Source organism: Amycolatopsis sp. NPDC028719 (assembly GCF_055565395.1).
In genome coordinates this window covers 1349222-1371981 of record NZ_JBVHUL010000001.1, presented here as the reverse complement: position 1 = coordinate 1371981, position 22760 = coordinate 1349222, and the positions used below count along the sequence as shown (strand labels likewise).

Here is a 22760-nt window from a genome sequence, read left to right as displayed (position 1 = left end):
ATTGTTTTCCACCTCTAGAGTGGCGATCATGGAGCTGCTCGATCAGGCCCGCGCACACGTCGACTCCGGCGCCTTCTTCACCGAACTGGCCCAGCTGGTCGCCTACCCCACGGTGAGCGACGCCCCCGAGGGCCGCGCCGCGATCCAGGCGTACCTCGACGAGGTCCTGACCCCGGCGCTGACCGGCCTCGGCTGCGAGGTGTCCCAGCACCCCAACCCCGACCCGGCGGGCGGCCCGTTCCTGGTCGGCGTCCGCGTCGAGGCGCCCGAGCTGCCGACGCTGCTCTGCTACGGCCACGCCGACGTCGTCGGGGAAGCCGGGCAGTGGAGTGAAGGACGAGACCCGTGGACGCTCACCACGGACGGCGACCGCTGGTACGGCCGCGGCACCGCGGACAACAAGGGCCAGCACCTGGTCAACCTCACGGCGTTGCGCCTGCTCCTCGAAGCACGAGGCAAGCTCGGCTTCAACCTCAAGTTCCTCTTCGAGACCGGCGAAGAGATCGGCTCACCGGGCCTCGACGAGTTCGCCGCGCGGCAGAAAGACCTGCTCGCCGCCGACGTCCTCATCGCCTCCGACGGCCCGCGCCTCGACGCGGCCACCCCGACGCTGTTCCTCGGCGCGCGCGGCGGCATCCGCATCACCCTGGAAGCCGACCTGCGCCCGGGCTCCTACCACTCCGGCAACTGGGGCGGGATCCTGCGCAACCCGGCGACGACGCTCGCCGGGGCGATCGCGAGCCTGGTCGACGGCCACGGTCGCATTCAGGTACCCGCGTTGCTGCCACCCGAGCTGCCGGACTCCGTGCGCGCGGCCCTGAACGACGTCGTCGTCGGCACCACGCCGGGCGACCCGGAACTGGACGAGAACTGGGGCGATCAACGACTCGCGCCCGCCGAACGGCTCTACGGCTGGAACACCCTGGAGGTCCTCGCGCTCGGCGCGGCCGACGCCGACCGCCCGGTCAGCGCCATCCCGGGCCGGGCCCGCGCGGTGCTGCAGCTGCGGTACGTGGCCGGCACCGACGTCGACGGCGTCGCCCCCGCCATCCGCGAACACCTGGCGGCGCAAGGGCTTTCAATGGTCGACGTGACCGCGGACACCAGCTTCCGCGCCAGCCGGACGCCGGTCGACAACCCGTGGGCCCACTGGGCGAAGTCCACTTTGGACGCCGTCGCGGACCGGCCGGTCGCCCTGCTGCCCAACTTCGGCGGCGGCCTGCCCAACCACGTCTTCACCGACGTCCTCGGGCTGGCGACGCTGTGGCTGCCGCACTCCTACCCGGGCTGCCTGCAGCACGCGCCGGACGAGCACCTGCTCGCCCCGGTTGCCCGGGAAGGGCTGGTGCTCGCCACGGCGTTGTTCGGCGCCTTCACTTCAGCGCCGCCGACTCTTCGCCGGTGAGCAGCCGGGAGCGGATCAGGAAGCGCACGCCTTCGGGCGCTTCCAAGGAAAATCCGCTACCGCGGCCGGGCACGACGTCGATCGTCAGGTGCGTGTGCTTCCAGTATTCGAACTGCGGACCGGACATCCAGACCGGCACGTCGTCGATGCCCTCGACTTCGAGCGAGCCGAGGCGAACGTCCGAGACCCCGGTCTTGAACTCGCCCGCCGGGTAACACATCGGGGCGCTGCCGTCGCAGCACCCGCCGGACTGGTGGAACATCACCGGCCCGTGGAGTGACACCAGCCGCCGCAGCAGGTCCGCGGCGGCCGGCGTCAGGTCGACGCGCTCGGTCATCAGAAGAACCCGAGCGCCTGGTCGGAGTAGGAGACGAGCATGTTCTTCGTCTGCTGGTAGTGGTCCAGCATCATCTTGTGGTTCTCGCGGCCGATGCCGGACGCCTTGTAGCCGCCGAAAGCCGCGTGCGCCGGGTAGGCGTGGTAGTTGTTCACCCAGACGCGGCCCGCCTGGATGTCGCGCCCGGCGCGGTAGGCGGTGTTGCCGTCGCGCGACCAGACGCCGGCACCGAGGCCGTACAGCGTGTCGTTGGCGATCTTGATCGCGTCGGCGTAGTCGTCGAACTTCGCCACGGACACGACCGGGCCGAAGATCTCCTCCTGGAAGATGCGCATCTTGTTGTCGCCGGCGAACACTGTCGGCTCGACGTAGAAGCCGCCCGACAGGTCGCCGCCGAGGTCGCTGCGGACCCCGCCGGTGAGGATCTCGGCACCTTCCTGCTTGCCGATGTCGATGTAGGAAAGGATCTTCTCGAGCTGGTCGTTCGACGCCTGGGCGCCGATCATCGTGTCCGTGTCGAGCGGGTTGCCCTGCTTGATCTTGCGGACGCGCTCGACGCCGTCGCCGAGGAACCGGTCGTAGATGCCCGACTGGATCAGCGCCCGCGACGGGCAGGTGCAGACTTCGCCCTGGTTGAGCGCGAAGAGCGCGAAGCCTTCCTGCGCCTTGTCATAGAAGTCGTCGTTGCGCGCGGCGACGTCGTCGAAGAAGATGTTCGGGCTCTTGCCACCCAGCTCGACGGTCACCGGGATGATGTTTTCGCTGGCGTACTGCAGGATCAGCCGGCCGGTCGTGGTCTCGCCGGTGAAGGCGACCTTGCGGACGCGGTTGCTGGAGGCCAGCGGCTTGCCGGCCTCGACGCCGAAGCCGTTGACGATGTTGACCACGCCCGGCGGGATCAGGTCGCCGATGATCGAGAACAGCAGGTGGATCGACGCCGGCGTCTGCTCGGCCGGCTTGAGCACGATCGCGTTGCCCGCGGCCAGCGCCGGGGCGAGCTTCCAGACCGCCATCAGGATCGGGAAGTTCCACGGGATGATCTGCGCGACCACGCCGAGGGGCTCGTGGAAGTGGTAGGCGACGGTGTTCTCGTCGATCTGCGAGATGCCGCCCTCCTGGGCGCGCAGCGCGCCGGCGAAGTAGCGGAAGTGGTCGATGGCCAGCGGGATGTCGGCGGCGAGGGTCTCGCGGACGGCCTTGCCGTTCTCCCAGGCCTCGGCGACCGCGATCGCCTCGAGGTTCCGCTCCATCCGGTCGGCGATCTTGAGCAGGATGTTCGCCCGTTCCTCGACCGACGTCCGGCCCCACGCCGGCGCCGCGCCGTGGGCCGCGTCGAGCGCTTTTTCGACGTCTTCGGCGGTGCCGCGGGCGATCTCGCAGAAGGTCTTCCCGGTGACGGGGGTCGGGTTCTCGAAGTACCGGCCGCCGGCCGGTGGCACGTACTCGCCGCCGATGTAGTGGTCGTAGCGCGACTCGTAGCTGACGACGCTGCCTTCGGTGTTCGGTGCGGCGTACTGGACCATCTTCCCTGCCTCGTTGCTCGGAGTGACGGTTGGGCTGGTGGCGGCGAACGTAGGCCGGGCAACGTTGCAAGCGCGTTGCACCGCGGCGAGCCGGCTATCTACGCTGGTGGACGTGGCAGAGGCGCCCGAACCGGAGCTGCCGCGCGATCCCGAGTCGTCCGCGCGGCTACTGGAGCACGTCCGCGAAGCGGTGCTCCAGGGCGTTGCCGGGCCCCGGCCGCCACGCTCCGTCGTCTCCGACTCGTGGCACCGCTCGCTCGCCGCCCGCGTCGACCCGGACGAGGGCGAGGCACCGTTCGTCTTCGACACCGAAGCCCTCGCTTCGCTGCGCGAAGCCCATCCGCTGGCGCCGGTGCTGCCGGTGCTGCGGCAGATGCTGGTGAGCATCGCCGACGACGCCGAGCACGTGATGATCGTGACCGACGCGGACGGCCTGATCCTGTGGCGCGAGGGCGAGACGGCCCAGCTCCTGCGCGGCGACCGCGTCGGCCTCACCGAGGGCACGTGCTGGAGCGAGGCGGCGATCGGCACGAACGCCATGGGCACGGCGCTCGCGACCGGCGAGCCGGTGCAGATCCACTCGGCCGAGCACCTGGTCCGGCGCTACCACACGTGGACGTGCGCGGCGGCGCCCGTGCGCGACCCCGAGACCGGCGTGCTGCTCGGCTCCGTCGACGTCAGCGGGCCGCTGCGCACGGTCCACCCGGCGATGATTTCGCTGGTCACGGCGACCGCGCAGCTCGCCGAGGGGCAGCTGCGCGCCCAGCTCGCGGTCCGCGACGAACGCCTGCGGCGCGTCAACATGCCGCACCTGGAAGCCCTGCGCGGCCGGCCCGGCGCACTGCTCTCGGCGGGCGGGCGGGTGCTGGCGGCCCAGGAGTGCCTGCTGCCGTCCACAGTGGACGTCCGGCGCGGCGGCGGGACGGTCGCCCTGCCCGACGGCCGTCTCGCCACGGTGGAACCCCTGGCCGAGGGCTACCTGCTCCGGCTTTCGCCCGGCGGTGTGAGCCGACGCTCCCGCCTGCGGCTCGACTACCTCTCCGACGGCGCGCATTCGACCACTGTGGACAGTCGCGAAGTGCCGCTTACGTTGCGCCACGCGGAAATCTTGACCCTGCTGGCCCTGCACTCGAGCGGCCTCTCCGCGGAACGGCTGGCCCTGCAGCTCTACGGCGAGACGGGCAACCCGGTGACGGTCCGCGCGGAGATCCACCGCCTGCGCTCCCAGCTGGGCGCGCAGGTCGTGCAGACCCGCCCGTACCGGCTGGCGGCCGACGTCGACGCGGACTTCGCCCGGGCGCGAGCGTCGTTGCGCACCGGTTCCCCGGCCGACGTCCTGCGCGTCTTCCGCGGGCCGCTGCTGCCGGAGTCGGAAGCGCCCGCGATCCGCGAAGAGCGCGAGTCCCTCACCGCCCAGGTCCGCCAGGTGGCGTTGAACAGCGGCGACCCGGGCGTGCTGTGGGCGTTCTGGGAGACGGCGTGCGGAGTGGACGACTTCGCGGTGCTGGACGCCCTGCTGAAGACGCTTCCGGCAGCCGACCCGCGGCGGGCCGCCGTCTCGGCCCACCGCGCCCGGCTCGCCTGAGGCGTCAGGGCTCGAGGTCGGTCACGCCCCGGCCGGTCGCCATGTCGAACGGCACCGACGCCTGGTCGTGGACGATCACCCAGGCGCCGTCCCGCTTCCGGAGGCAGAAGGTGGCCCGGACCCACATCCCGTCGACCGCCGTCCCGTCGCGCAGGATGCCGCTGACCCGGCCGAAGCCGTGCCCGACGGCGAGGTCGGCGCGCACGGTGAGGGTCAGGTCGCGGAGCTCGTAGTCCACCTTCTCGAAGAAGGTGAACACCTTGGCCCAGTTCGCGAGCTTGGCGTCGATCCCGGTGTGCTGCAGCGGCGGCTCGACGTCGAACGACACGACGTCCTCGGCGTAGACCCCCTTGAGGACCTCCAGATCCTTGGCCCGCAGCCCTTCGATGATCTGCCCGAGCTTCGCCCGGATCTCGGCTTCGGCATCGCCGCCGCGCAACGGCGCGAGGGCGGTGCTCCAGGCGACGACGTGGTCGAACAGCGTGTCGAGGGCGGTGAGCTGGTACTCGCCGGGCGCGAAGACGGTGTGGTTCTCGAACTCGGTCGCGAGGGGCAGGGTGACCTGCGGGGCCACGTCGGCCAGCTGCAGCGCGCCGCAGACCAGCCGCAGCTGCTCGACCGAGCGGGCACCGCCGACGCCCCCGTACGAGACGAACCCGGCGGCCTTGGTGTTCCACTCGACGTGCACGTGGTCCATGGCGTTCTTGAGCACGCCGGGAACGGAGTGGTTGTACTCCGGCGTGACCAGGACGAACCCGTCACAGGCGGCGACGGTCGCGGCCCAGGCGCGGGTGCGTTCGTCTTCGTAGCGGCCCGAGAAGCCGGGCGGCTCTTCGAGGTGGGGCAGCGGGTGGTCGCGCAGGTCGATCACCGCGAACTCGGCGTCGGTGCGGAGGCGCGCCCGGTCGTGGACCCAGCGGGCCACCTGGTCCCCCACGCGGCCGGGACGGGTGCTGCCCAGCACGATTCCGATCTTGATCATCGTTCTCCCCTGTTCGGTCGGTTCACCCAGTCCGACGAAACAGGCCGGGGAGATGTCAGGCGGACCGATGTAGACAGCGTCTACAGAAGTTTGATAGACAGTGTCCACCAGGTGAACCACGGGTTACGGAGATCGGGCATGAGCCACCACCGTTTCGTCGTCCTCGGCGACAGCTGCGCCGAGGGTCTCGACGACCCGTACCCGGACCGGCGCGCCTACCGGGGCTGGGCCGACTTCGTCGCCGCGCGCCTCGCGCAGGACGAGCCGGGCTTCCGCTACGCCAACCTGGCCGTGCGCGGGCGGCGGCTCGACCAGATCGTGCCCGAGCAGATTCCGGCCGCCACACGCCTCGAACCCGATCTCGTCGCGCTCTTCGGCGGCGGCAACGACGTCATGAGCCGCGGCTGGGACGCGCGGACCGTCGCGCGGCGGGTCGACGCCGCCATCCGGGCCTGCACCGAAATCTCGCCCGTCGTCGTCACCTTCACCCTCAGCGACATCTCCCACCGGATGCCGCTCGGTCGCCGGATGCGGCCGCGGATCGTCGCGCTCAACGAGGCCATCCGCGAAGCCGCCGTCAGCTACGGCGCGCTGCTCATCGACCTCTGGCCCGACCAGGCCGTCACCGACTCGCGGTACTTCGGCGCCGACCGGCTCCACCTCTCCGCCCACGGCCACCGCCGGCTCGCCGCGTACGTCCTCGGCCGGCTCGGCGTCAGCCACGATCCCGCGTGGCTCGATCCGCTGCCCGGCGTCGCGGCGCCGGGCAGCCTGCGCGCCGACGTGCACTGGCTGCTGCGCGAGGTCCTGCCGGTCGCCGTGACGCGCACCCGCAACCGGCTGATCGGCCGCCAGCCCGGCGACGGCTTCCTCCCGAAGCGCCCGGACCTGCTCCCCATGACCCGGGACGAGGCATGGGCACCCGGCAACGCCTGATCGACACCGCGTCCGAGCTGCTGGCCGGCGAAGGCGTCGACGCGGTGACGCTGCGCGGGATCGCGAAGGCCGCCGGCGTTTCGCACGGCGCCCCGCTGCGGCACTTCTCCGGCCGCGCCGAACTGCTGTCCGCCGTGGCGACGCGCGGGTACGCCGACCTGCTCGCCCGCCGGGAGACGCTGCCGGGGAACTCGCCGCGAGAGCGGCTGACCGCCGCCTGCCACAGCTACCTCGACTTCGCGCTGGCCAACCCGGCGATGTTCGAGCTGATGTTCCGCCGCGACCTGGTCGACGCGGACGACCCGGCGCTCTCGGCGGCGGCGAGCGCGGTGTTCGACACTTTCGCCGTGCTGGTGGCGGCGGTGCCGACCCCGCTCGCGCGGTCGGGCGCCGACCTGCGGCTGGTCGCCGCGTCACTCTGGGCGGCGCTGCACGGCCTCGCGCAGCTGTGGCTGTGGGGCGGCCTGGCCGGCGCGAGCTTCGCGCCTTCACCGGAGGCGGCGCTGGCCGTCACGCTCGACGCGTACCTCGGTTAGAGCCCGGCGAAGAGAGCGCACCAAAGCCCTCCCCCTTGCCTTGGGTTGGAACCCCTCCACCGAGCCGGGCGAGGTGAACTCCGCACAGTGAAGACGCACCTCAACCGCCTGATGGCGGAGCTGGGCATTTCGAGCCGCGCGCAGGCGGTGGTCGTGGCGTACGAAACCGGTCTCGTGTCGCCGGGCGACACGCGCACCCGGTGCACGCGTCCGAACACCTGATCGAATACCCTGCCTCCCATGACCGAGTCAGACCCGCAGCTCGAGCGCATCCGCAAGCTGCTGGCCAAGGCCGAGGACCCGGCGGTCACCGAGGCGGAGGCCGAGGCCTACAACCAGAAAGCCGCCGAGCTGGTCGCGCGCTACGGGATCGACCAGGCGATGCTCGCCGAGTCGGGGGCGACCTCCGACGAGATCGGGACGCTCAAGATCCCGATGAACGACCCCTACAGCCGCGACAAGGCGAGCCTGCTGACCTCGGTCGCCTATCCGCTGCGCTGCCGGACGCTGCTGCACCGCTACGGCCAGAAGGTCGAGAGCGTCACGGTGTTCGGCTACCGGTCCGACCTCGGCCGGGTCGAGCTGCTGTTCACCAGCCTGCTGCTGCAGGCGAGCACGCAGCTGACCCGCGTCCGGCCGGACGGCTTCTTCCCCGGCGAGTCCCTCGCCGCCTACCGACGCACGTGGCTGCACGGCTTCGCCCGCGCGGTGCACGAGCGGCTGTCCCACGCCGAGCAGGAAGCGGTCCGCACGGCGGCACCCGGCGCGCGGTCGGCCGAGCTGGTGGTCCGCGACCGCGCGCAGCTGGTGCAGCACGCGTTCGACTCCGAGTACGGCGATTTGCGTTCGGCCGCGCCCCGCCGGCTGTCCGGCAGCGGCTACCTCGACGGCCACGACGCCGGCACGAGAGCCAACCTCGACCCCTCGGCGTTGACCCGCCGCCTGAAAGCCTTGCGCTGAGCCCGGCTTGCGCCGATGCCCGGTGATCGCCTGCAGAGCCGGTCGCCGACTCGCGCCGCTTGCTTCCAATGCAGTGAATGACTCATTCCTGGCGTCCAGCGCCAGGAATGAGTCATTCACTGCGTTTCCACCGAGCCGCGGCCGACTCCTTCCCCAACCCTCAGGGATCACCCTGATACCCCCTCGGCGCACGACCTGCTAACTTTTGTTGGCATGTGGACCACCGGCGACGAGCTGCTGCGGCTGCTGGGTGCCCTCGGCAACCCGCACCGGCTGCGGATCGTCGCCGCCCTGCGCGCCGAGCGCACCTACGTCAGCAAGCTCGCGCGCGAGCTGCGGATCAGCCGTGCGCTGCTGCAGGTCCACCTGCGCAAGCTCGAAGCCGCGGGACTGGTCGAGGCCAGTTTCGAGGTCGGCGAAGACGGCAAGACGCTGCGGTTCTACGAGCTCACGCCGTTTTCCGTCGTCCTGACGCCCGAAACCATCGCGGCCGCCGTGCCGACGCTGACCACACCGGAATCCGTCCAGGGGGACGGCGAGGAGGGACGCACATGAACTGGCACCAGTGGCAGGAGATCATCGGCGTGACCGGGGTCTTCGTCCTGATCACCGTCGTGCTGTCGATCGCGATCGTGCAGCTGGCCTCGACCTGGCGCGCCAAGGCCACCCTCGCGCGCGAGGACGAATACCGGAGCCTCGCCGAGAAAGCCGTGCGGACGCAGGAAGAAACCGAACGGCAGCTGCGGGACGTCCAGGACCGGCTGCGGTCCATCGAACACGTGCTCAAGGAGGTCGACTGACCTGAGGCCCTGGACCGCCGAGCGGCAACTCGGCGGCCCAGGAAGAAGAAGCACCCACTCGCCCGAAGGCGAGCTCTCATCGGATCACTCCTTCACGGAAGGACCTTAGTTCATGCTGCCCGCAAGCACCCCCGTGGTCGAACGCGTCACGAACTGGTCGCTGCGCCACCGCGCCACCGCGATCTTCGGCTGGCTGGCGCTCGTCGCGCTCTCCTGGGTCATCGGCACGTTCGCCCCCGGCACCGACGCACGCTCGAGCCCCGCCGGCGACGCCGGGACCGGCCAAGCCGTCCTCGACCGCCAGGACTCCCGCGAACCGTTCTGGGAGAACGTCCTCGTCCCCCGTGACGCCACCGCCGTCGTCACCGACCTGGTGACGACGTTGACGGCGTCCGGGGCGGTCGCGGACGTCCGCTCCCCGCTCGACGACCCGGCCCAGGTCTCCGCCGACGGCCGCGCCGGTCTCGTCACCTTCCGGATCCTCGGCTCCGGCGAAGAAATCCGGCGAAACCTCGCGACGGCGACCTCGGCCGTCACGACAGTCGCCGCCCGGCACCCGGACGCCCGGCTCGCGCAGGCGGGCGACCTCAGCGTGTCCGGCGCGGTCGACCAGAGCATCAAGGAGGACATCAAGCGGTCCGAGACGCGCTCGCTGCCGCTCACCCTGCTGATCCTGCTGGCCGTCTTCGGCTCGCTGGTCGCGGCCGCCGTCCCGGTGCTGCTCGCGGGCACCACGGTCTTCGCGGCCTTCGGGTTCCTGTCCGCAGTGGACAACTGGATTCCCGTCAACAGCGCCACTTCCTCGATGACGTTGCTGATCGGCATGGCGGTGGGCGTCGACTATTCCCTGTTCTTCCTGCGCCGGGCCAGGGAAGAACGCGGGCACGGCGTCGACGAGTCGCTGCGGATCGCCGCGCGGACGTCCGGGCACGTGATCGTCGTGTCGGGACTGACCGTCGTGCTGTGCGTGACCGGCTTGCTGTTCACCGGGGTCGACAACCTCCGCGGCCTGACGGTGAGCACGATCCTCGTCGTCGGTCTCGCCGTGCTCGCGTCGGTGACCGTGCTTCCCGCGACGCTCTCGCTGCTCGGAACCCGCGTCGACCGCCTCCGGATCCCGTGGCTGGGCAAGCGTGGCACGCGTTCGCGGTTCTGGGCGGCGGTGGCCGGCGTCGTCACCCGGCGGCCCGCGCTGTGGAGCGGGATCGCCGCCGGGCTGCTGGTCCTGCTCGCTCTGCCCGCCGCCGGAATCCGGCTGCAGGACCCGGCTCCGACCGAAAGCCTGCCGCGCAGTGTCCCGGTGATCGACGCGGCCGCGCGCGTCCAGGAAGCGTTTCCCGGCGTGACGATGCCCGCACACGTCGTCCTGTGGAGCGACCGCGGCCCGGTCGACACGCCCGCGGTCCGCCGGGCGATCGGCGAACTCGCCGCCGGAACGCCGAAGCCGGCGGTCGTGGTTCCGGTGGACGACGCACTCGTCGTGCGGATCCCGCTCGGCGGCACCGGAAACGACGAAGCGGCCGACCGGACGTTGACGGCGTTGCGGGAAAACCTGCTGCCGCGGACGATCGGCCGCATGGACGGCGTCCACTTCGCCGTCGCGGGCCGGACCGCGGAAGCGCACGACTTCACCGCGCAGGTCCTGGAACGAGCGCCGTACGTCTTCGGGTTCATCCTGCTGCTCGCGTTCCTGCTGCTGCTCGTCGTGTTCCGGTCGGTCGCCGTGCCGGCGGTGTCGATCCTGCTCAACCTGCTCTCGGTCGGCGCGGCCTACGGCGTGCTCACCCTGGTCTTCCAGGGCGGCTTTCTCGCACCGCTACTGGGTTTCACCCCCTACGGCGGCGTGCTGGGCTGGCTGCCGATGTTCCTGTTCGTGCTGCTGTTCGGGCTGAGCACGGACTACCACGTCTTCATCCTCAGCCGGATCCGCGAACGACGACGGACCGGCGGCGACGCGCGCGAGGCGATCGTCGAAGGGACGGCGCGCAGCTCCGGCGTCGTGACCAGCGCCGCCCTGATCATGACCGGCGTGTTCAGCATCTTCCTGAGCCTCGCGGCGATCGAGTACAAGATGCTGGGCCTGGGCATGGCCTTCGCGATCCTGCTCGACGCGACGCTCGTGCGCGGCGTGCTGCTGCCCGCGGCGCTGGCCTTGTTCGGCGACCGGCTCTGGCGGCCAAAAGCTGTAGCAGGCCTTAAAGATCACTCCAGAACTCTTCACTTGTCCTGACAGATCATCTTCGGCACCGTGGACGGCGTGACTGGATGGGTGCGCATCGCGGTACTGGCCTTGCTGTGGGGGTCGGGGTTCCTGTGGATCAAGCTGGCCTTGACCGGGCTGAGCCCCGTCCACCTCACGCTCGTCCGTTGCGCGCTCGGCGCGGTGACGTTGCTGGCCATGGCCCTCGGCACCGGCCAGCGCCTGCCGCGCGACCGGCGGACGTGGGGCCGGCTGGCCGTCGCCGCGTTCTTCTGCAACGCCCTGCCGTTCGCGCTCTTCGGGATCGGGGAACGCACGGTGGACTCCGGCGTCGCGGGCGTCATGAACGCCACGACGCCGTTGTGGTCACTGCTGATCGGCGTCGCGCTCGGCACGGACCGCCGGCTCGGTCCGATCCGGTTGCTGGGGCTGGGGCTCGGGTTCGCCGGCGTGCTGGTGATCTTCGCGCCGTGGCAGCAGTCCGGTCTGCTGAGCGGCGGCGCGCTCGCGCTGCTCGGGGCCGGGCTCAGCTACGCGATCGCGTTCGCTTACATGGCCCGGAAACTGCCACCTGACGGCGCACCGCTCGCGCTGTCGGCCGCCCAGCTGATGACGGCGACGGCGTTGACCGCGCTGGCCCTGCCCGTGTCCGGCGTGGCGCCGCACCTGAACATGACCGCGCTGGTGGCGGTGACGATCCTCGGCGTCTTCGGGACCGGCATCACCTTCTACCTCAACTACCGGATCCTGACCGACGAAGGCCCGACGGCCGCCGCGACCGTCGGCTACCTGCTCCCGGTGGTGTCGGTCGCGCTCGGCGCGCTCGTCCTCGGCGAGCCGCTGACGCCCCGGGTCGTCGGCGGCATGGTGATCGTGCTGGCCGCCGTCGGCCTGACGCGGTGGCCGGCTCAGGCGAAGGTGCCGACGAGCTCGCCCGGCGGCGTCGCGGCCCCGAAGTAGTCGCCCGTGCCCAGCTCCGCGCCGGCCGTGCCCCACCAGCTCGCCTGGCCCTGGGTGTGGATCCCGTCGACGACGAGTGTGGCGCCGACCTGCCGGACGAGGGGCACCAGCGCGCTCAGGAACGTCGAGTCCGACCACGCCTGCCACTGCGTGAGCCGCCGGTCGACGCGGACGATGTCGACCGGCAGGTCCTCGACGGCCCGCAGGTCGCCGGCCCCGAGCCCGAACTCGTCGAGCATGACGCGGACCCCGAGGCCGGCGAGCGCGGTGACGTTCTCGACGACCCCGGACACCGGCAACGCGCCGACCGGCACGCCGAGCGTCAGCTGGTCCGGCGGCAGGCCGGTGTCCGCGAGCATCCGCGTCACGCGTGTGCCGAGAGCGTCGTCGGACACCTGGTGCCCGGTGAGCCCGGCGACCACCGGCAGCCGGGAACCCGCGCGCTGCCGCCACCATTCGCCCTGCCGTCCCGCCGCGCGCAGCAGCCAGTCCCCGAGCGGCAGCGCGAGCCCGGTCGACTCGGCGAGCTCCGCGCAGAGTTCGTGCTCCAGCGGCCTTTCGGCCGGCCGATCCCAGTGCAGGCGGGCCTCGAACCCGGCGACCTCGCCGTCGGCCAGCCGCGCCAGTGGCCGGTAGCGCACGCCGATCTCGCCGTTCTCCCAGGCGCCGGCCATGCCGACGGCCAGCGCCTGCGTCCGCCGGTCCTGGGCGTCGGCGTCCCGGTCGAACACCTTCCACTGACCGCGCCGGTGCACCTTGGCACGCCGCAGCGTCTGCTCGGCCGCGCGCAGCAGTTCCGCCGGGTCGATGCCCTTGGCCGGCCGGTGCACCACGCCCGCGCTGGCCGACAGCGCGAGCCCGTGGCCGCCGACGAAGAACGGCTCGGCGAGCTCGTCGTTGATCGCGCGCACGATGGAGTCGATGTCCGGCGTCGTCGCCGAGTTCTCGACGAGGATGCCGAACTCGTCGGCGTGAAACCGCGCGATCATGGCCCGCTCGCGGGCCATGACGGCCTTCAGCCGCTGGGCGAAGTGCACCAGCAGCTGCTCGCCGACACGGGTGCCCAGGCTGTTGCAGACCATGCCGAACGCGTCGAGGTCGACGTGGAAGAGGGTGACGCCGTACTCGGGGTCGGCGCGCCGCAGCGCCGCCTCGAGGTGAGTGCCGAAGTACTGGCGGTTCGGCAGGCCGGTCAGCACGTCGTGCAGCGCCTGGCGGCTCAGTTCGCCCTGCAGCAGCATCAGCTCGGTGCCGTCCTCCACCACGACGACGAAGTGGCCGGGCCGGTCTTCGGCGTCGCGCAGCAACGACGCGGTGAGCGAGATGCGGGCGACGTCGCCGTCCTTGCGCAGCAGCCGCTGGGACTGCCGGACCCGCTCCTTGCCGCCGCAGACCAGCGCGGTCATCCCCTCGCGGAAGGCCTCGACGGTCTCCGGATGCACGTGGTCGTCCACCAGCGTCCCGGCCAGCTCGCCGGCCGGGTGCCCCAGCATCTCGGCCAGCGCGGCGTTCGCGCGCACGATCCGGCCGTCGAGCGAGACCAGCGCGATGCCGCTCGCGGACGACGTCACCACCTCGTCGAAACGCGCTTCGCTCTGCTTGAGGTTCCACTGCGCGTCCCGCACCGCCTTGAGCAGCGCGAGGTGCATGATCTCCTGCTGGTCGAGGACGCTGCGCTCGTGCGAGACCAGGAAGCCGCAGGAGAGCGCGCCCAGCGTCAGCGCGATCGGCTCGGCGAAGCGGTCCGCCGGCCGCAGTTCGGGCAGCCTCGGCAGGCCCTTCCCGAGTACGTCGAGCGTGCACCGCAGGCCCGGCTCGCCGACGTAGCCGAGCCCGACCAGCCGGGCGCCGATCCGCTCGGCGGGTGCCGTGTCCGCGGACGCGCCACGCAGGGAGTCGACCAGCGTGTCGAGCATTCCGCGCAATTCTTCGCCGAGCAGCTCCCGGCTCAGCGAAACGACGGTCACGCCGCTGAGCAGGTACGCCCATTTCCGGGCGAGCACGGTCCGCGCCCGTTCGGGGTCGGGACTCGCCGGCTGCCCCGGCACTTCTTCGATCATCGGCATCCGCGGCGTCCGCTCAGCTCTTGCGGCCGATTCCGGCGTAAACGAGCATGTTCATCTCGGCCGCGGCGGCGATGTCCGCCGGTCCGGACGGCCGCCATTCGCCGCAGCCGACCAGCCCCGGTTCGACGATTTCGAAACCCGTGAACAGCTCGGACACCTGGGCGTGCGAGCGCAGCGTCACTTGATCGGGACTGCGGCTTTCCTTGATCACTTCGGTCGCTTCTCCGAGATTTTCGCCTTGGTGGTCGCCGGTCACGTGGGTGATCGCGAGAAAACTTCCCGGCGCCAATACCGAACTGTAGCGCGCGACGAGGTCGAGCGGATCATCCGCGTCCGGGACCCAATGCAGCATCAACAGCATCATCAATCCGACCGGTTTTTCGAAGTCGAGCAAACCACGCACCGGCGGCGCATCGAAAATTTTTTCCGGGTCCCGCATGTCAGCCTGCACGATCGCTGCACGATCGTTGCCGGACAGGATGAGTTCACTGTGCGCGACCGCCACCGGGTCGCGGTCGACGTACACCACCCGGCAGCCGGGATCCTGCTCCTGCGCGACCTCGTGCACGTTCGCCACCGTGGGAATACCGGAGCCGACGTCGAGGAACTGCCGGATCCCCTGGCCGGTCAGGAACCGCACCGCGCGCCCGAGGAACGCGCGGTTCACGCGCGCCGCGTCGCGCAGCCCGGGCATCGCGCGCTCGATCTGCTCGCCCACCGCACGATCGACGGCGAAGTTGTGGCCGCCGCCGAGCATGAAGTCGTAAGTGCGCGCCATGCTCGGCACGGAGATATCGACACCCGATGGAACCCATTCCGGTGATCGCGTCACGGAAAACACCTTCTCAGCCGTCTCGGATCGGAAAGAGCTTAGCGATTCACCGTGGCCCCGTGACTGCGCCATCCGCGTGAGCGCATACCACCCGATCGGGCACTGTCCGGTTCGGCCGGACGCGCCTACCGTAGGCCGTCTCGTTGGGAAGTCCACACAATGGCGTAACGAGGAGTCCCCATGACCGTGCCGGTGGCTCCGGGCCGGTGGCCTTTTCTCGGACACACTCCGGCACTGCTGCGTCGACGCTCCGCATTCACCGATTCTTTGCACGAACACGGGGAAATCGTCGAAATCCACCTCGGCCCACTGCCCGCGTACTTCGTCACCAGCCCTCGACTGGCGCACGAAGTGCTGGTCACGGCCGGTCCGAAGTTCCGCAAGGGCGCCATGTTCGACAAGTTCAAGCCGTTCGTCGGAAATGGCTTGGTGCTTTCGAACGGCGATTTCCACCTCCGGCAGCGCCGGCTGATGCAGCCGGCGTTCCACCGCGACCGGCTGGCCGCGTACGCCGGCATCATGCGGCGGGCGGCGGTGGAGCTGAGCGGCTCGTGGCGGCCGGGCGAAGTGCGGCCCCTCGACGAAGACCTGCAGGGGCTGGCGGTGACGATCGTCGGCGAGGCCCTGTTCTCCACGGAAATCGGGAAAGCCGCGGTCGAGGAAGCCCGCCGGTCCATTTACCTCATCATCCAGCAGGGAATGATTCGCGCGTTGTCCCCGAAGTTCGTCGAAAACCTGCCGGTGCCCGGCAACCGGCGGTTCGACGAGGCCATCAAGCGGATGCAGGACATCGTCGTCGAGGTCATCCGCGACTGGCGCACCGAAAGCGTCGACCGCGGTGACCTGCTTTCGACGCTCCTGCTCGCCGGCATGACCGACGAGCAGGCCCGAGACGAGGTGCTCACCCTGCTCACCGCGGGCATCGAGACGACCGCGCTGGCGCTGTCCTGGACGTTCCACGAGCTCGGCCGGCACCCGGAGGTCGAGGCGCGGGTGCACGCCGAAGTCGACGAGGTACTGGGCGGCCGGCCGATCACGATCGACGACATCGCGCGGCTGACCTACGTCCGGCAGGTCGTCGACGAGGTGCTGCGCTGCTACCCGCTGTGGATGCTGATGCGCCGGACGCTCGAGGAGGTCGACCTCGGCGGCACGCGGATCCCGGCGGGCGCCGAGGTGATCGTCAGCCCGCACGCCCTGCACCACGATCCCGCGTCGTTCCCCGACCCGGACCGGTTCGATCCCGGCCGCTGGGCACCGGAGCGGGTGGCGCGGCTGCCGAAGGGCGCGTTCGTCCCGTTCGGAGCGGGCGGGCGGCAGTGCATCGGAAACCGTTTCGCCCAGCACGAAATCGTCATCACGGTGGCGACGGTGGCCGCGCGCTGGCGGCTGGTCCCGGTCCCGGGCCGGCCGGTGCGCGTGAAGTTCACCTCCGCCGCCTACCCGGACAGCCTGCCGATGACGGCTGTCCCCCGTCACCAGTAGAAGGGTCTTTCCCCGTGCTACGCCGATTTTTCGCTGTCTTCGTGCTGTTCGCGGCCACGGTGTTCGTGCCCGCTCCGGCCCAGGCGGCGACGACCTGCCAGGACTTGTACGTCCCCGTCACAGTCGCGCTCCTGCCGCAGACGATGCACGGGCGCCTGTGCGCCCCGGCCGGCGCGTCGACCGTCGTGGTCCTGATTCCCGGCGGCACGTACCGCGCGTCCTATTGGGACATCGGCTACACGCCGGAGATCCGGTCGTTCCGGCTGGCGATGAACCAGGCGGGAATCGCGACGCTCGCCCTGGACCGGCTCGGCACCGGGCAGAGCTCGAAGCCGTTGAGCGCGCTGCTGAGCGCGTCCGTCCAGGCGACCGCGGCGCACCAGGTGGTCCAGGCCGTGCGCCCGCGGTTCGCGAAGGTGGTCGTCGGCGGCCATTCGATCGGTTCGGCGATGGCGATGATCGAGGCCGGCCGCTACCGCGACGTCGACGGCGTGCTCGTCACCGGGATGACGCACCGGATGAACCTGGTCTCGGTGATCCCGACGCTGGCCCAGATGATCCCGGCCCCGCTGGACCCGGCCGTCCCCGGTCGCGACGCGGGCTACCTGACCACCGACCCCGGCACCCGCTACGCGGCCTTCCACACCCCGGGCCCCTACGACACCGCCGCGATGGCCTACGACGAGTCCACGAAGGACGTCTTCGCGGCGACCGAGGCGGTGGACAGCCTGACGCTGACGACTGTGGTCACCCCGGCGTCCCAGCAGATCACGGCGCCGGTCCTGCTGGTGGTCGGCAACGACCCGAACTTCTGCGGGCTCCTGGGCAGCGACTGTTCGTCGCCCGAGGCGTTGCGCGCGTCGGAGGCACCGTTCTTCGGCACCTCGCGGCTGCAGACGTACATCCTGAACGGCTACGGCCACGCGATCAACTACGCCCCGAACGCGCCGACGTACTTCGGCGTGGTGGGAAACTGGCTGAAAACGCTGTCGTAACGGTCGGTCGGACGGGCGCGACCCTCATTCGGCGATGAGGGGAGCACTCGACATGATCGACTACGCCCACCAGTACCACGTACTCGACCAGTGCGTCCGCGGCGAGCACCGCGAGGAATCACTGACGGCCCTCCGTCGCTACTTCGACGAGCGCCGCTACACCGGCCGCTGGTTCGAGCGTTTCGCCGGCGGCGGCGACGGCCTGTCGGTGGCCAACACGGTGACCGAAGCGGACGTCCTGGCGCTGAACTTCCTCAGCATCACGAGCCTGGCGGAAGTCGCGATCGACACGACGATGACCCACGCCCACCGGATCCGGGAGCTGCTGGAGCAGATCCCGGCGGACGTGTCCATGCATTCGGCCCCGTGGTCCACGTACGAGCCGGGCGCACCGGCCGACCAGCTGTGGGAGCTGTTCAGGCAGTGCGGCGGCAAGCACCGCCCGGTGACGGCGTCCAAGCTGCTGGCCCGCAAGCGCCCCCGCCTGACCCCGGTGTACGACAGCCAGGTCAGCGCGATCCTCAAGGCGCCCGCGAGCCCGTGGAACTGCCTGTGGAGCTGGTTCCACACGGATCCGGCCCGGACGTCGGCCCTGGCCGAGCTCCGCACCGAAGCGGGCGGCATCGAGGACATCAGCTTGCTGAGATGCCTCGACGTCGTGCTGTGGATGCGGGCTCGCAGCTGAAGCCGGACAGCCCACATTATTGACAGCTTTATGACAGTCCGCGCCCATGTCTCGTCGATCCGGCCTCACGGCTGGAAAGGTCGTCGGGCACGAGACCACGGGGAGAAACGCATGCGGGTCGTGGCGGTCATGAACTACAAGGGCGGCGTGGGCAAGACGACCCTCACCGCGAACCTCGGCGCGGTCGCCGCGAGCCGCGGTCTGCGAGTACTCCTCATCGACCTCGATCCACAGACGAACTTGACGTTCTCGTTCTACTCGATCGACGAGTGGCACCACCAGCTCAAGGACACCGACCGCACGATCAAACGGTGGTACGAGGACGAACTGCCCGGCAGGGAGACGTCCCTCGCCGACCTCGTCGTCACGCCGGAGCGGGTCAACACGGTCCTCCGTGACACCGGCGGATGCGTCGACCTGATCTCGTCACACCTCGGCCTCATCGACATCGATCTCGAACTGGCCGCCCGGCTGGGTGGCGCCACCACGCTCGAGGGGTCGAAGCGGAAGTTCCTCGACCTGCACGGCTGCCTGCGCCGGGCCCTCATGGGCAACCACCAGTTCACCGGGTACGACCTGGTGCTCATCGACTGCGCACCGAACTTCGGCCTCGTCACGAAGACGGCGATCGTGGCCAGCGAGCACGTCCTCGTGCCGGCCAAAGCGGATTACCTGTCGACGCTGGGACTCGACTACCTGGTCGGCAATCTGACCACGCTGGTGGAGCAGTTCAACGACTACGTCCACCACAAGGGCGGCGACCAGGGGCACCGTTCGATCGACCCCGGCATGCTGGGGGTCGTCTTCACCATGGTGCAGATCTATTCGCAACAGGTCGTTCTCGCCCAGCACCAGTACATCGAGGAGGTGCGGCTGAACTCGAGGGTGCCCGTCCTGGAGAGCAAGATCCGCAACAGTCCTCGCCATTTCGGGGACGCCGGCGAGAGCGGTGTGCCGGCGATGCTGCGGGCGGCCGGCCGCGACGAGGTGGTCCGGGAGTTCGACCAGCTGGCCGACGAGGTACTGGGCGCGCTCGGGTTGAAGCCGGGTGAGAACCGGTGAGCGACCTGAAGAGCTTCGTCGCCCTGCAGGCCCGGCTGTACGCGTTCCTGGACCAACAAGACGAGGCGACGTTGCAGGCGATCGCCGGTGGCTCAGCGCGGCTCGCCGTCGTCGGCGTCGACGCGGCTCCACCGGCAACCTCGGCCGCCAAGCCCCTGACCCCTTCCTCCGATCCGTTGCAGGTGGCGCAGGATCTGACGAAGCTACCGGCCGAAGACGAGCGGCGGCTCTACCTGAACTCGGCCAAGCTGGCGCTGAAGGGGCTGCGGGAGGTGGCCCGGTCGATAGGTGTGCGCGGCTACAGCAAGCTCGCCAAGGACGACCTCATCGCTTTGCTGGCGAGCGCGGGGCGGGGTCGCCCTGCGGCGGCCGCGCAGGAGCCGAGCACTTCGTCGCTCGCGCTCCCTGCTCCGGCGGACGGCAACCGAGCGACCGAAGCAGCGCGGCCACCGGCCGCGGAAACGACGTCCGATGTCGACGCGGTCTCCGTCGCCGCGTACCTGCGAGAGATCGAAACCGAGGAAGAAGGGGCCGCCTACCTCGACCAGCAGCGCCTCGACCGGGCGGCCTTGCTCGCCGTCGCGGCGGAGCTGCAGCTCACGCGCGTGACCCGGCTGAGCCCGTCAGAACTCCAGAAGCGGGTGCTCAAGCAGGCGATCGGCGCCCGGCGCAAGTTCGCCGGGCTGCGGAAGTGGTGACCCCGGTGGCCGAGGAGTCCGGCGGCCGCTCGATGTACCTGCTCGGTAACCGCCGGGTGATGGTGTCGGATCTGCTGGACGCCGGCTTGATCCGGGCGGGGGCGCGGCTCCGGTTCAAGCGCAATCGCATCGGGGTGACCTATGACGCGACGGTGACCGACAAGGGCCGGATCCGGCTGGAGCCCGACGGCGAGGAGTTCCGCTCCCCGTCGCGCGCGGCCATGGTGGCGGCCGGGATGCGGGCGGTCGACGGCTGGCGAGCGTGGGTCGTCGTCGACCAGGATCGCCTGCTCGACGCGGTGCGCCAGGAACTGCTCGACCGGGCGATCTCGACGGCGGCGACCGCGGTGCACCAGCAGAACGAGGACCAGGAGCGGCAGCGCGTCCACGAGCGGCTTCGGCACGCCCGCGGCCGCGCCGACCAGCACGACCCCGAGCGCATCTCCGTCCGCGAACTGCTCGGCATCTGGAAGGCGACCGACCGTGGCGACCAGGTCGGCCAGATCGAAGCCGACCTCGCCAACCACGGGCTGGTGACGTCACCCAGCTTCCGGGCGGTGACCCTGGACGCCATGGTCACGCTGACCACGCCCCGGGACGAGCCGGAAGAGGCCGCCGAGGCAGAACCCTCAGTCGACGACGAAGGCGGCGGCGACCTGAACGTCCGCCTCACCGTGGGAAACCTGACTCCCCTCGACGGTGTCGAGTCAGTGAGCCCGCACAGCTCGCTCGAAGAGGCCATCACCAAGATGCTCCTCAACGACTACTCACAGCTCGCCGTCTTGAACGGCCCCCGCAGCGCGCGTGGTGCGGTGACTTGGCGCTCGATCGCCCAGGCCATGCACCAAAAGGCCGACGCGGGTGTCTCCGATGCGATCGATTCCCACGTCGAAGTCGTCACGTACGACCGCGACCTCTTCGAAGTGCTCCCCACGCTGCAGCAACGCGAGTTCGTGTTCGTGACGAACGTGAGCAAGGAAGTGAAGGGCATCGTCACGACGGCGGACGTGGCCCACCGCTACGGCGAGATGGCCACCCCGTTCTTCCAGCTGGGCGAGCTGGATCAGACGCTGCGATGGATCTTGAGCCGCGCGGTGGACCTCCCGACCGTCCAACCGCTGTGCAGCAGGACGATCAAGAACTTCACCGAACTCGGCTTCGGTGATTACCAGCGCATCCTCGCCAACCGAGAGGTCTGGGACAAACTGGGCTGGCCGCTGGACCGTCAAGTCTTCATCGACCGCCTCGACGACATCCGGAAGATCCGCAACAGTGTCATGCATTTCCACCCGGATCCGGTGTCCGAGGACACCATCGACACGCTGCGGAACTTCACCAGCTTGCTGCACCAGTACCGCGATCCGGCGTGATACGCGAGAAGCGTCCTTCTCGCGTATCACGGCCGAAGCTCACCAGGTGACCGGCAGTGCGTGGACACCGTAGATGTTCATGTCGGTCCGCAGCTTCACCTCGCCGGCGGGGACGGCGAGCCGGAGAGTCGGAAACCGCCGCAGCAGCCCCTCGAACCCCGCCCGCATCTCGATGCGCGCCAGCTGCTGCCCCAGGCACTGGTGCACGCCGTGGCCGAAGGACAGGAGCCCGCGCGCGTTGCGCCGGATGTCCAGCACGTCCGGGGCCGGGAAGCGCTCCGGGTCCCGGTTGGCCGCCAGCAGCGAGACGACCACAGTGGACCCCTTGGGGATCGTTTCACCCCCAAGCGAAAGGTCCTCCGTCGCGTAACGGAAGAAGATGTCGGCGACGGACAGGTACCGCAGCAGCTCCTCGACGGCACCCGGCATCAACGAAGGGTCGGCGGCAAGGGCAGCCAGCTCGGCCGGGTGCTCCAGCAGCGCGAAAGTGCCCAGGGACAGCATGTTGGCCGTCGTCTCGTGCCCCGCGATCAGCATCAGGAACGCGGCCCCGGTCAGCTCCTCGATCGTCAGGTCCTCGTGGCGGGCCAGGTCCGAAAGGATGTCCTCACCCGGCGAAGAGCGCTTGCGCGTCACCAGTTCGGACAGGTACGTGTTCAGCGCGATGTACGCGCCCATCTTCTCTTCGAGCGTCTGGTCGCGGACCATGAACTGCGCCGAGTTGGCCTGGAAGCTCTCCCGGTCCTCGTAGGGGACGCCGAGCAGTTCGCAGATCACCAGCGAGGGCACCGGCAGCGCGAACTCCTTGACCAGGTCCACCGGCGGGGCCAGGCGCGCCAGGTGGTCCAGCTGCTGCTCGACGATCTCCGCGATGTGCTCTTCGAGCTGCTTCATCCGCTTGACGGTGAAGGCGCCGGTGAGCCGCTTGCGCAGCCGGCCGTGGTCGGGCGGGTCCATCGCGATGAACATGCCCGGCAGCTGCGGGGACGGCTCGGTCGCCACGGGCATGCCGGGCGTCTCGAACGGCACGTGGACGACGTCGAGGTCCAGCCGCGAGCTGAACCGCGTGTCCGCCATCATCTGGCGCACCGCCTCGTAGCCGGTGACGAGCCAGCCCTCGTGCCCGTCCGGGAACGTCAGCGGGCTCACCGGGCGGGCCTCGCGAAGCTCGGTGATCTCGCGGGGCGGGTCGAAGGGACCCGCGTCCCGCTCCATCGGGAGACCCTGCGGGGTGTCGCTCATCGGAGGTCCTTTCGTGGTGGTTGTGCCGACCACGATCGCCGCCGGACCTGACACGGCGCTGACACGGCCCGGACATCCCAGGCGCCATGGCATCATCGGCC

22 protein-coding genes are annotated in these 22760 nt (G+C 70.2%); 16 read left to right on the top strand and 6 right to left on the bottom strand.

Annotated features, from left to right (window positions below):
- Window positions 1-28 precede the first annotated feature (28 nt).
- The gene (locus ACZ4TR_RS06860; protein ID WP_465286093.1) at window positions 29-1405 is read left to right on the top strand and encodes a M20 family metallopeptidase; all 1377 of its coding nucleotides are present in this window, start codon (window positions 29-31) and stop codon (window positions 1403-1405) included.
- On the opposite strand, the gene ACZ4TR_RS06855 is transcribed toward ACZ4TR_RS06860, so the two are convergent.
- Window positions 1374-1742, bottom strand: a complete 369-nt coding sequence (locus tag ACZ4TR_RS06855; protein ID WP_465286092.1) for a DUF779 domain-containing protein — start codon at window positions 1740-1742, stop codon at window positions 1374-1376. The two genes, ACZ4TR_RS06860 and ACZ4TR_RS06855, sit on opposite strands and share 32 nt — an antisense overlap.
- A complete protein-coding gene (exaC, locus tag ACZ4TR_RS06850; protein WP_465286091.1) occupies window positions 1742-3265 on the bottom strand; it encodes an acetaldehyde dehydrogenase ExaC in 1524 nt (507 codons plus the stop codon). The genes ACZ4TR_RS06855 and exaC overlap by 1 nt, the downstream gene beginning before the upstream one ends.
- Window positions 3266-3377: 112 nt before the next feature.
- Between exaC and ACZ4TR_RS06845 the strand changes: the two genes are divergently transcribed.
- Complete coding sequence (locus ACZ4TR_RS06845) at window positions 3378-4850, top strand: helix-turn-helix domain-containing protein (protein WP_465286090.1); 1473 nt, start codon at window positions 3378-3380, stop codon at window positions 4848-4850.
- A 4-nt stretch (window positions 4851-4854) separates the two neighbouring features.
- Here ACZ4TR_RS06845 and ACZ4TR_RS06840 read toward each other — a convergent pair whose 3' ends face one another.
- The gene (locus ACZ4TR_RS06840; protein ID WP_465286089.1) at window positions 4855-5832 is read right to left on the bottom strand and encodes an NAD(P)H-dependent oxidoreductase; all 978 of its coding nucleotides are present in this window, start codon (window positions 5830-5832) and stop codon (window positions 4855-4857) included.
- A 138-nt stretch (window positions 5833-5970) separates the two neighbouring features.
- On the opposite strand from ACZ4TR_RS06840, the gene ACZ4TR_RS06835 reads away from it, so the two are divergent.
- The 8 genes from ACZ4TR_RS06835 (at window position 5971) to ACZ4TR_RS06800 (ending at window position 12224) form a co-directional block, all read left to right on the top strand.
- The gene (locus tag ACZ4TR_RS06835; protein WP_465286088.1) at window positions 5971-6768 is read left to right on the top strand and encodes an SGNH/GDSL hydrolase family protein; all 798 of its coding nucleotides are present in this window, start codon (window positions 5971-5973) and stop codon (window positions 6766-6768) included.
- The gene (locus ACZ4TR_RS06830) at window positions 6747-7304 is read left to right on the top strand and encodes a TetR/AcrR family transcriptional regulator (protein ID WP_465286087.1); all 558 of its coding nucleotides are present in this window, start codon (window positions 6747-6749) and stop codon (window positions 7302-7304) included. The genes ACZ4TR_RS06835 and ACZ4TR_RS06830 overlap by 22 nt, the downstream gene beginning before the upstream one ends.
- An 87-nt stretch (window positions 7305-7391) precedes the next feature.
- Window positions 7392-7526, top strand: coding sequence for a hypothetical protein (locus ACZ4TR_RS06825; RefSeq protein ID WP_465286318.1), 135 nt, complete (start codon window positions 7392-7394; stop codon window positions 7524-7526).
- A gap of 18 nt (window positions 7527-7544) precedes the next feature.
- A complete protein-coding gene (locus tag ACZ4TR_RS06820) occupies window positions 7545-8264 on the top strand; it encodes a DUF2786 domain-containing protein (RefSeq protein ID WP_465286086.1) in 720 nt (239 codons plus the stop codon).
- A gap of 213 nt (window positions 8265-8477) precedes the next feature.
- On the top strand, window positions 8478-8819 hold the full coding sequence (locus tag ACZ4TR_RS06815; protein WP_465286085.1) for an ArsR/SmtB family transcription factor: 342 nt from the start codon (window positions 8478-8480) through the stop codon (window positions 8817-8819).
- Entirely contained in the window at window positions 8816-9064 is a 249-nt protein-coding gene (locus ACZ4TR_RS06810; RefSeq protein WP_465286084.1) for a hypothetical protein, read from the top strand. The genes ACZ4TR_RS06815 and ACZ4TR_RS06810 overlap by 4 nt, the downstream gene beginning before the upstream one ends.
- A 112-nt stretch (window positions 9065-9176) precedes the next feature.
- Complete coding sequence (locus ACZ4TR_RS06805; protein ID WP_465286083.1) at window positions 9177-11294, top strand: MMPL family transporter; 2118 nt, start codon at window positions 9177-9179, stop codon at window positions 11292-11294.
- Window positions 11295-11321: 27 nt separating this feature from the next.
- On the top strand, window positions 11322-12224 hold the full coding sequence (locus ACZ4TR_RS06800; protein ID WP_465286082.1) for a DMT family transporter: 903 nt from the start codon (window positions 11322-11324) through the stop codon (window positions 12222-12224).
- On the opposite strand, the gene ACZ4TR_RS06795 is transcribed toward ACZ4TR_RS06800, so the two are convergent.
- Entirely contained in the window at window positions 12173-14284 is a 2112-nt protein-coding gene (locus ACZ4TR_RS06795) for a putative bifunctional diguanylate cyclase/phosphodiesterase (RefSeq protein ID WP_465286081.1), read from the bottom strand. The genes ACZ4TR_RS06800 and ACZ4TR_RS06795 overlap by 52 nt on opposite strands.
- 19 nt (window positions 14285-14303) lie before the next feature.
- A complete protein-coding gene (locus ACZ4TR_RS06790; RefSeq protein WP_465286080.1) occupies window positions 14304-15122 on the bottom strand; it encodes an SAM-dependent methyltransferase in 819 nt (272 codons plus the stop codon).
- 180 nt (window positions 15123-15302) lie between these two features.
- Between ACZ4TR_RS06790 and ACZ4TR_RS06785 the strand changes: the two genes are divergently transcribed.
- From ACZ4TR_RS06785 to ACZ4TR_RS06760, 6 genes are all read left to right on the top strand, one after another.
- A complete protein-coding gene (locus tag ACZ4TR_RS06785) occupies window positions 15303-16607 on the top strand; it encodes a cytochrome P450 (protein WP_465286079.1) in 1305 nt (434 codons plus the stop codon).
- Between the two features lie 41 nt (window positions 16608-16648).
- Window positions 16649-17602: an alpha/beta fold hydrolase gene (locus ACZ4TR_RS06780; protein WP_465286078.1), complete on the top strand. Its 954-nt coding sequence runs from the start codon at window positions 16649-16651 to the stop codon at window positions 17600-17602.
- Between the two features lie 52 nt (window positions 17603-17654).
- Window positions 17655-18287: a DUF6308 family protein gene (locus ACZ4TR_RS06775; protein ID WP_465286077.1), complete on the top strand. Its 633-nt coding sequence runs from the start codon at window positions 17655-17657 to the stop codon at window positions 18285-18287.
- Between the two features lie 111 nt (window positions 18288-18398).
- Window positions 18399-19349 carry a ParA family protein gene (locus ACZ4TR_RS06770; protein ID WP_465286076.1) on the top strand — a complete coding sequence of 317 codons (951 nt, stop codon included), beginning with the start codon at window positions 18399-18401 and terminating at the stop codon, window positions 19347-19349.
- Window positions 19346-20047 carry a hypothetical protein gene (locus ACZ4TR_RS06765; protein ID WP_465286075.1) on the top strand — a complete coding sequence of 234 codons (702 nt, stop codon included), beginning with the start codon at window positions 19346-19348 and terminating at the stop codon, window positions 20045-20047. The genes ACZ4TR_RS06770 and ACZ4TR_RS06765 overlap by 4 nt, the downstream gene beginning before the upstream one ends.
- Window positions 20041-21417, top strand: a complete 1377-nt coding sequence (locus ACZ4TR_RS06760; RefSeq protein WP_465286074.1) for a restriction system modified-DNA reader domain-containing protein — start codon at window positions 20041-20043, stop codon at window positions 21415-21417. The genes ACZ4TR_RS06765 and ACZ4TR_RS06760 overlap by 7 nt, the downstream gene beginning before the upstream one ends.
- Window positions 21418-21456: 39 nt before the next feature.
- On the opposite strand, the gene ACZ4TR_RS06755 is transcribed toward ACZ4TR_RS06760, so the two are convergent.
- Window positions 21457-22659 carry a cytochrome P450 gene (locus ACZ4TR_RS06755; RefSeq protein WP_465286073.1) on the bottom strand — a complete coding sequence of 401 codons (1203 nt, stop codon included), beginning with the start codon at window positions 22657-22659 and terminating at the stop codon, window positions 21457-21459.
- Between the last annotated feature and the right edge of the window lie 101 nt (window positions 22660-22760).

Excerpts from the sequence above, each read along its gene's own strand:
- ACZ4TR_RS06860 (WP_465286093.1), top strand. The coding sequence starts at position 29 with ATGGAGCTGCTCGATCAGGCCCGCGCACACGTCGACTCCGGCGCCTTC.
- ACZ4TR_RS06855 (WP_465286092.1), bottom strand. The coding sequence starts at position 1,742 with ATGACCGAGCGCGTCGACCTGACGCCGGCCGCCGCGGACCTGCTGCGG.
- exaC (WP_465286091.1), bottom strand. The coding sequence starts at position 3,265 with ATGGTCCAGTACGCCGCACCGAACACCGAAGGCAGCGTCGTCAGCTAC.
- ACZ4TR_RS06840 (WP_465286089.1), bottom strand. The coding sequence starts at position 5,832 with ATGATCAAGATCGGAATCGTGCTGGGCAGCACCCGTCCCGGCCGCGTG.
- ACZ4TR_RS06835 (WP_465286088.1), top strand. The coding sequence starts at position 5,971 with ATGAGCCACCACCGTTTCGTCGTCCTCGGCGACAGCTGCGCCGAGGGT.
- ACZ4TR_RS06830 (WP_465286087.1), top strand. The coding sequence starts at position 6,747 with ATGGGCACCCGGCAACGCCTGATCGACACCGCGTCCGAGCTGCTGGCC.
- ACZ4TR_RS06820 (WP_465286086.1), top strand. The coding sequence starts at position 7,545 with ATGACCGAGTCAGACCCGCAGCTCGAGCGCATCCGCAAGCTGCTGGCC.
- ACZ4TR_RS06815 (WP_465286085.1), top strand. The coding sequence starts at position 8,478 with ATGTGGACCACCGGCGACGAGCTGCTGCGGCTGCTGGGTGCCCTCGGC.
- ACZ4TR_RS06810 (WP_465286084.1), top strand. The coding sequence starts at position 8,816 with ATGAACTGGCACCAGTGGCAGGAGATCATCGGCGTGACCGGGGTCTTC.
- ACZ4TR_RS06805 (WP_465286083.1), top strand. The coding sequence starts at position 9,177 with ATGCTGCCCGCAAGCACCCCCGTGGTCGAACGCGTCACGAACTGGTCG.
- ACZ4TR_RS06795 (WP_465286081.1), bottom strand. The coding sequence starts at position 14,284 with ATGATCGAAGAAGTGCCGGGGCAGCCGGCGAGTCCCGACCCCGAACGG.
- ACZ4TR_RS06785 (WP_465286079.1), top strand. The coding sequence starts at position 15,303 with ATGACCGTGCCGGTGGCTCCGGGCCGGTGGCCTTTTCTCGGACACACT.
- ACZ4TR_RS06775 (WP_465286077.1), top strand. The coding sequence starts at position 17,655 with ATGATCGACTACGCCCACCAGTACCACGTACTCGACCAGTGCGTCCGC.
- ACZ4TR_RS06770 (WP_465286076.1), top strand. The coding sequence starts at position 18,399 with ATGCGGGTCGTGGCGGTCATGAACTACAAGGGCGGCGTGGGCAAGACG.
- ACZ4TR_RS06755 (WP_465286073.1), bottom strand. The coding sequence starts at position 22,659 with ATGAGCGACACCCCGCAGGGTCTCCCGATGGAGCGGGACGCGGGTCCC.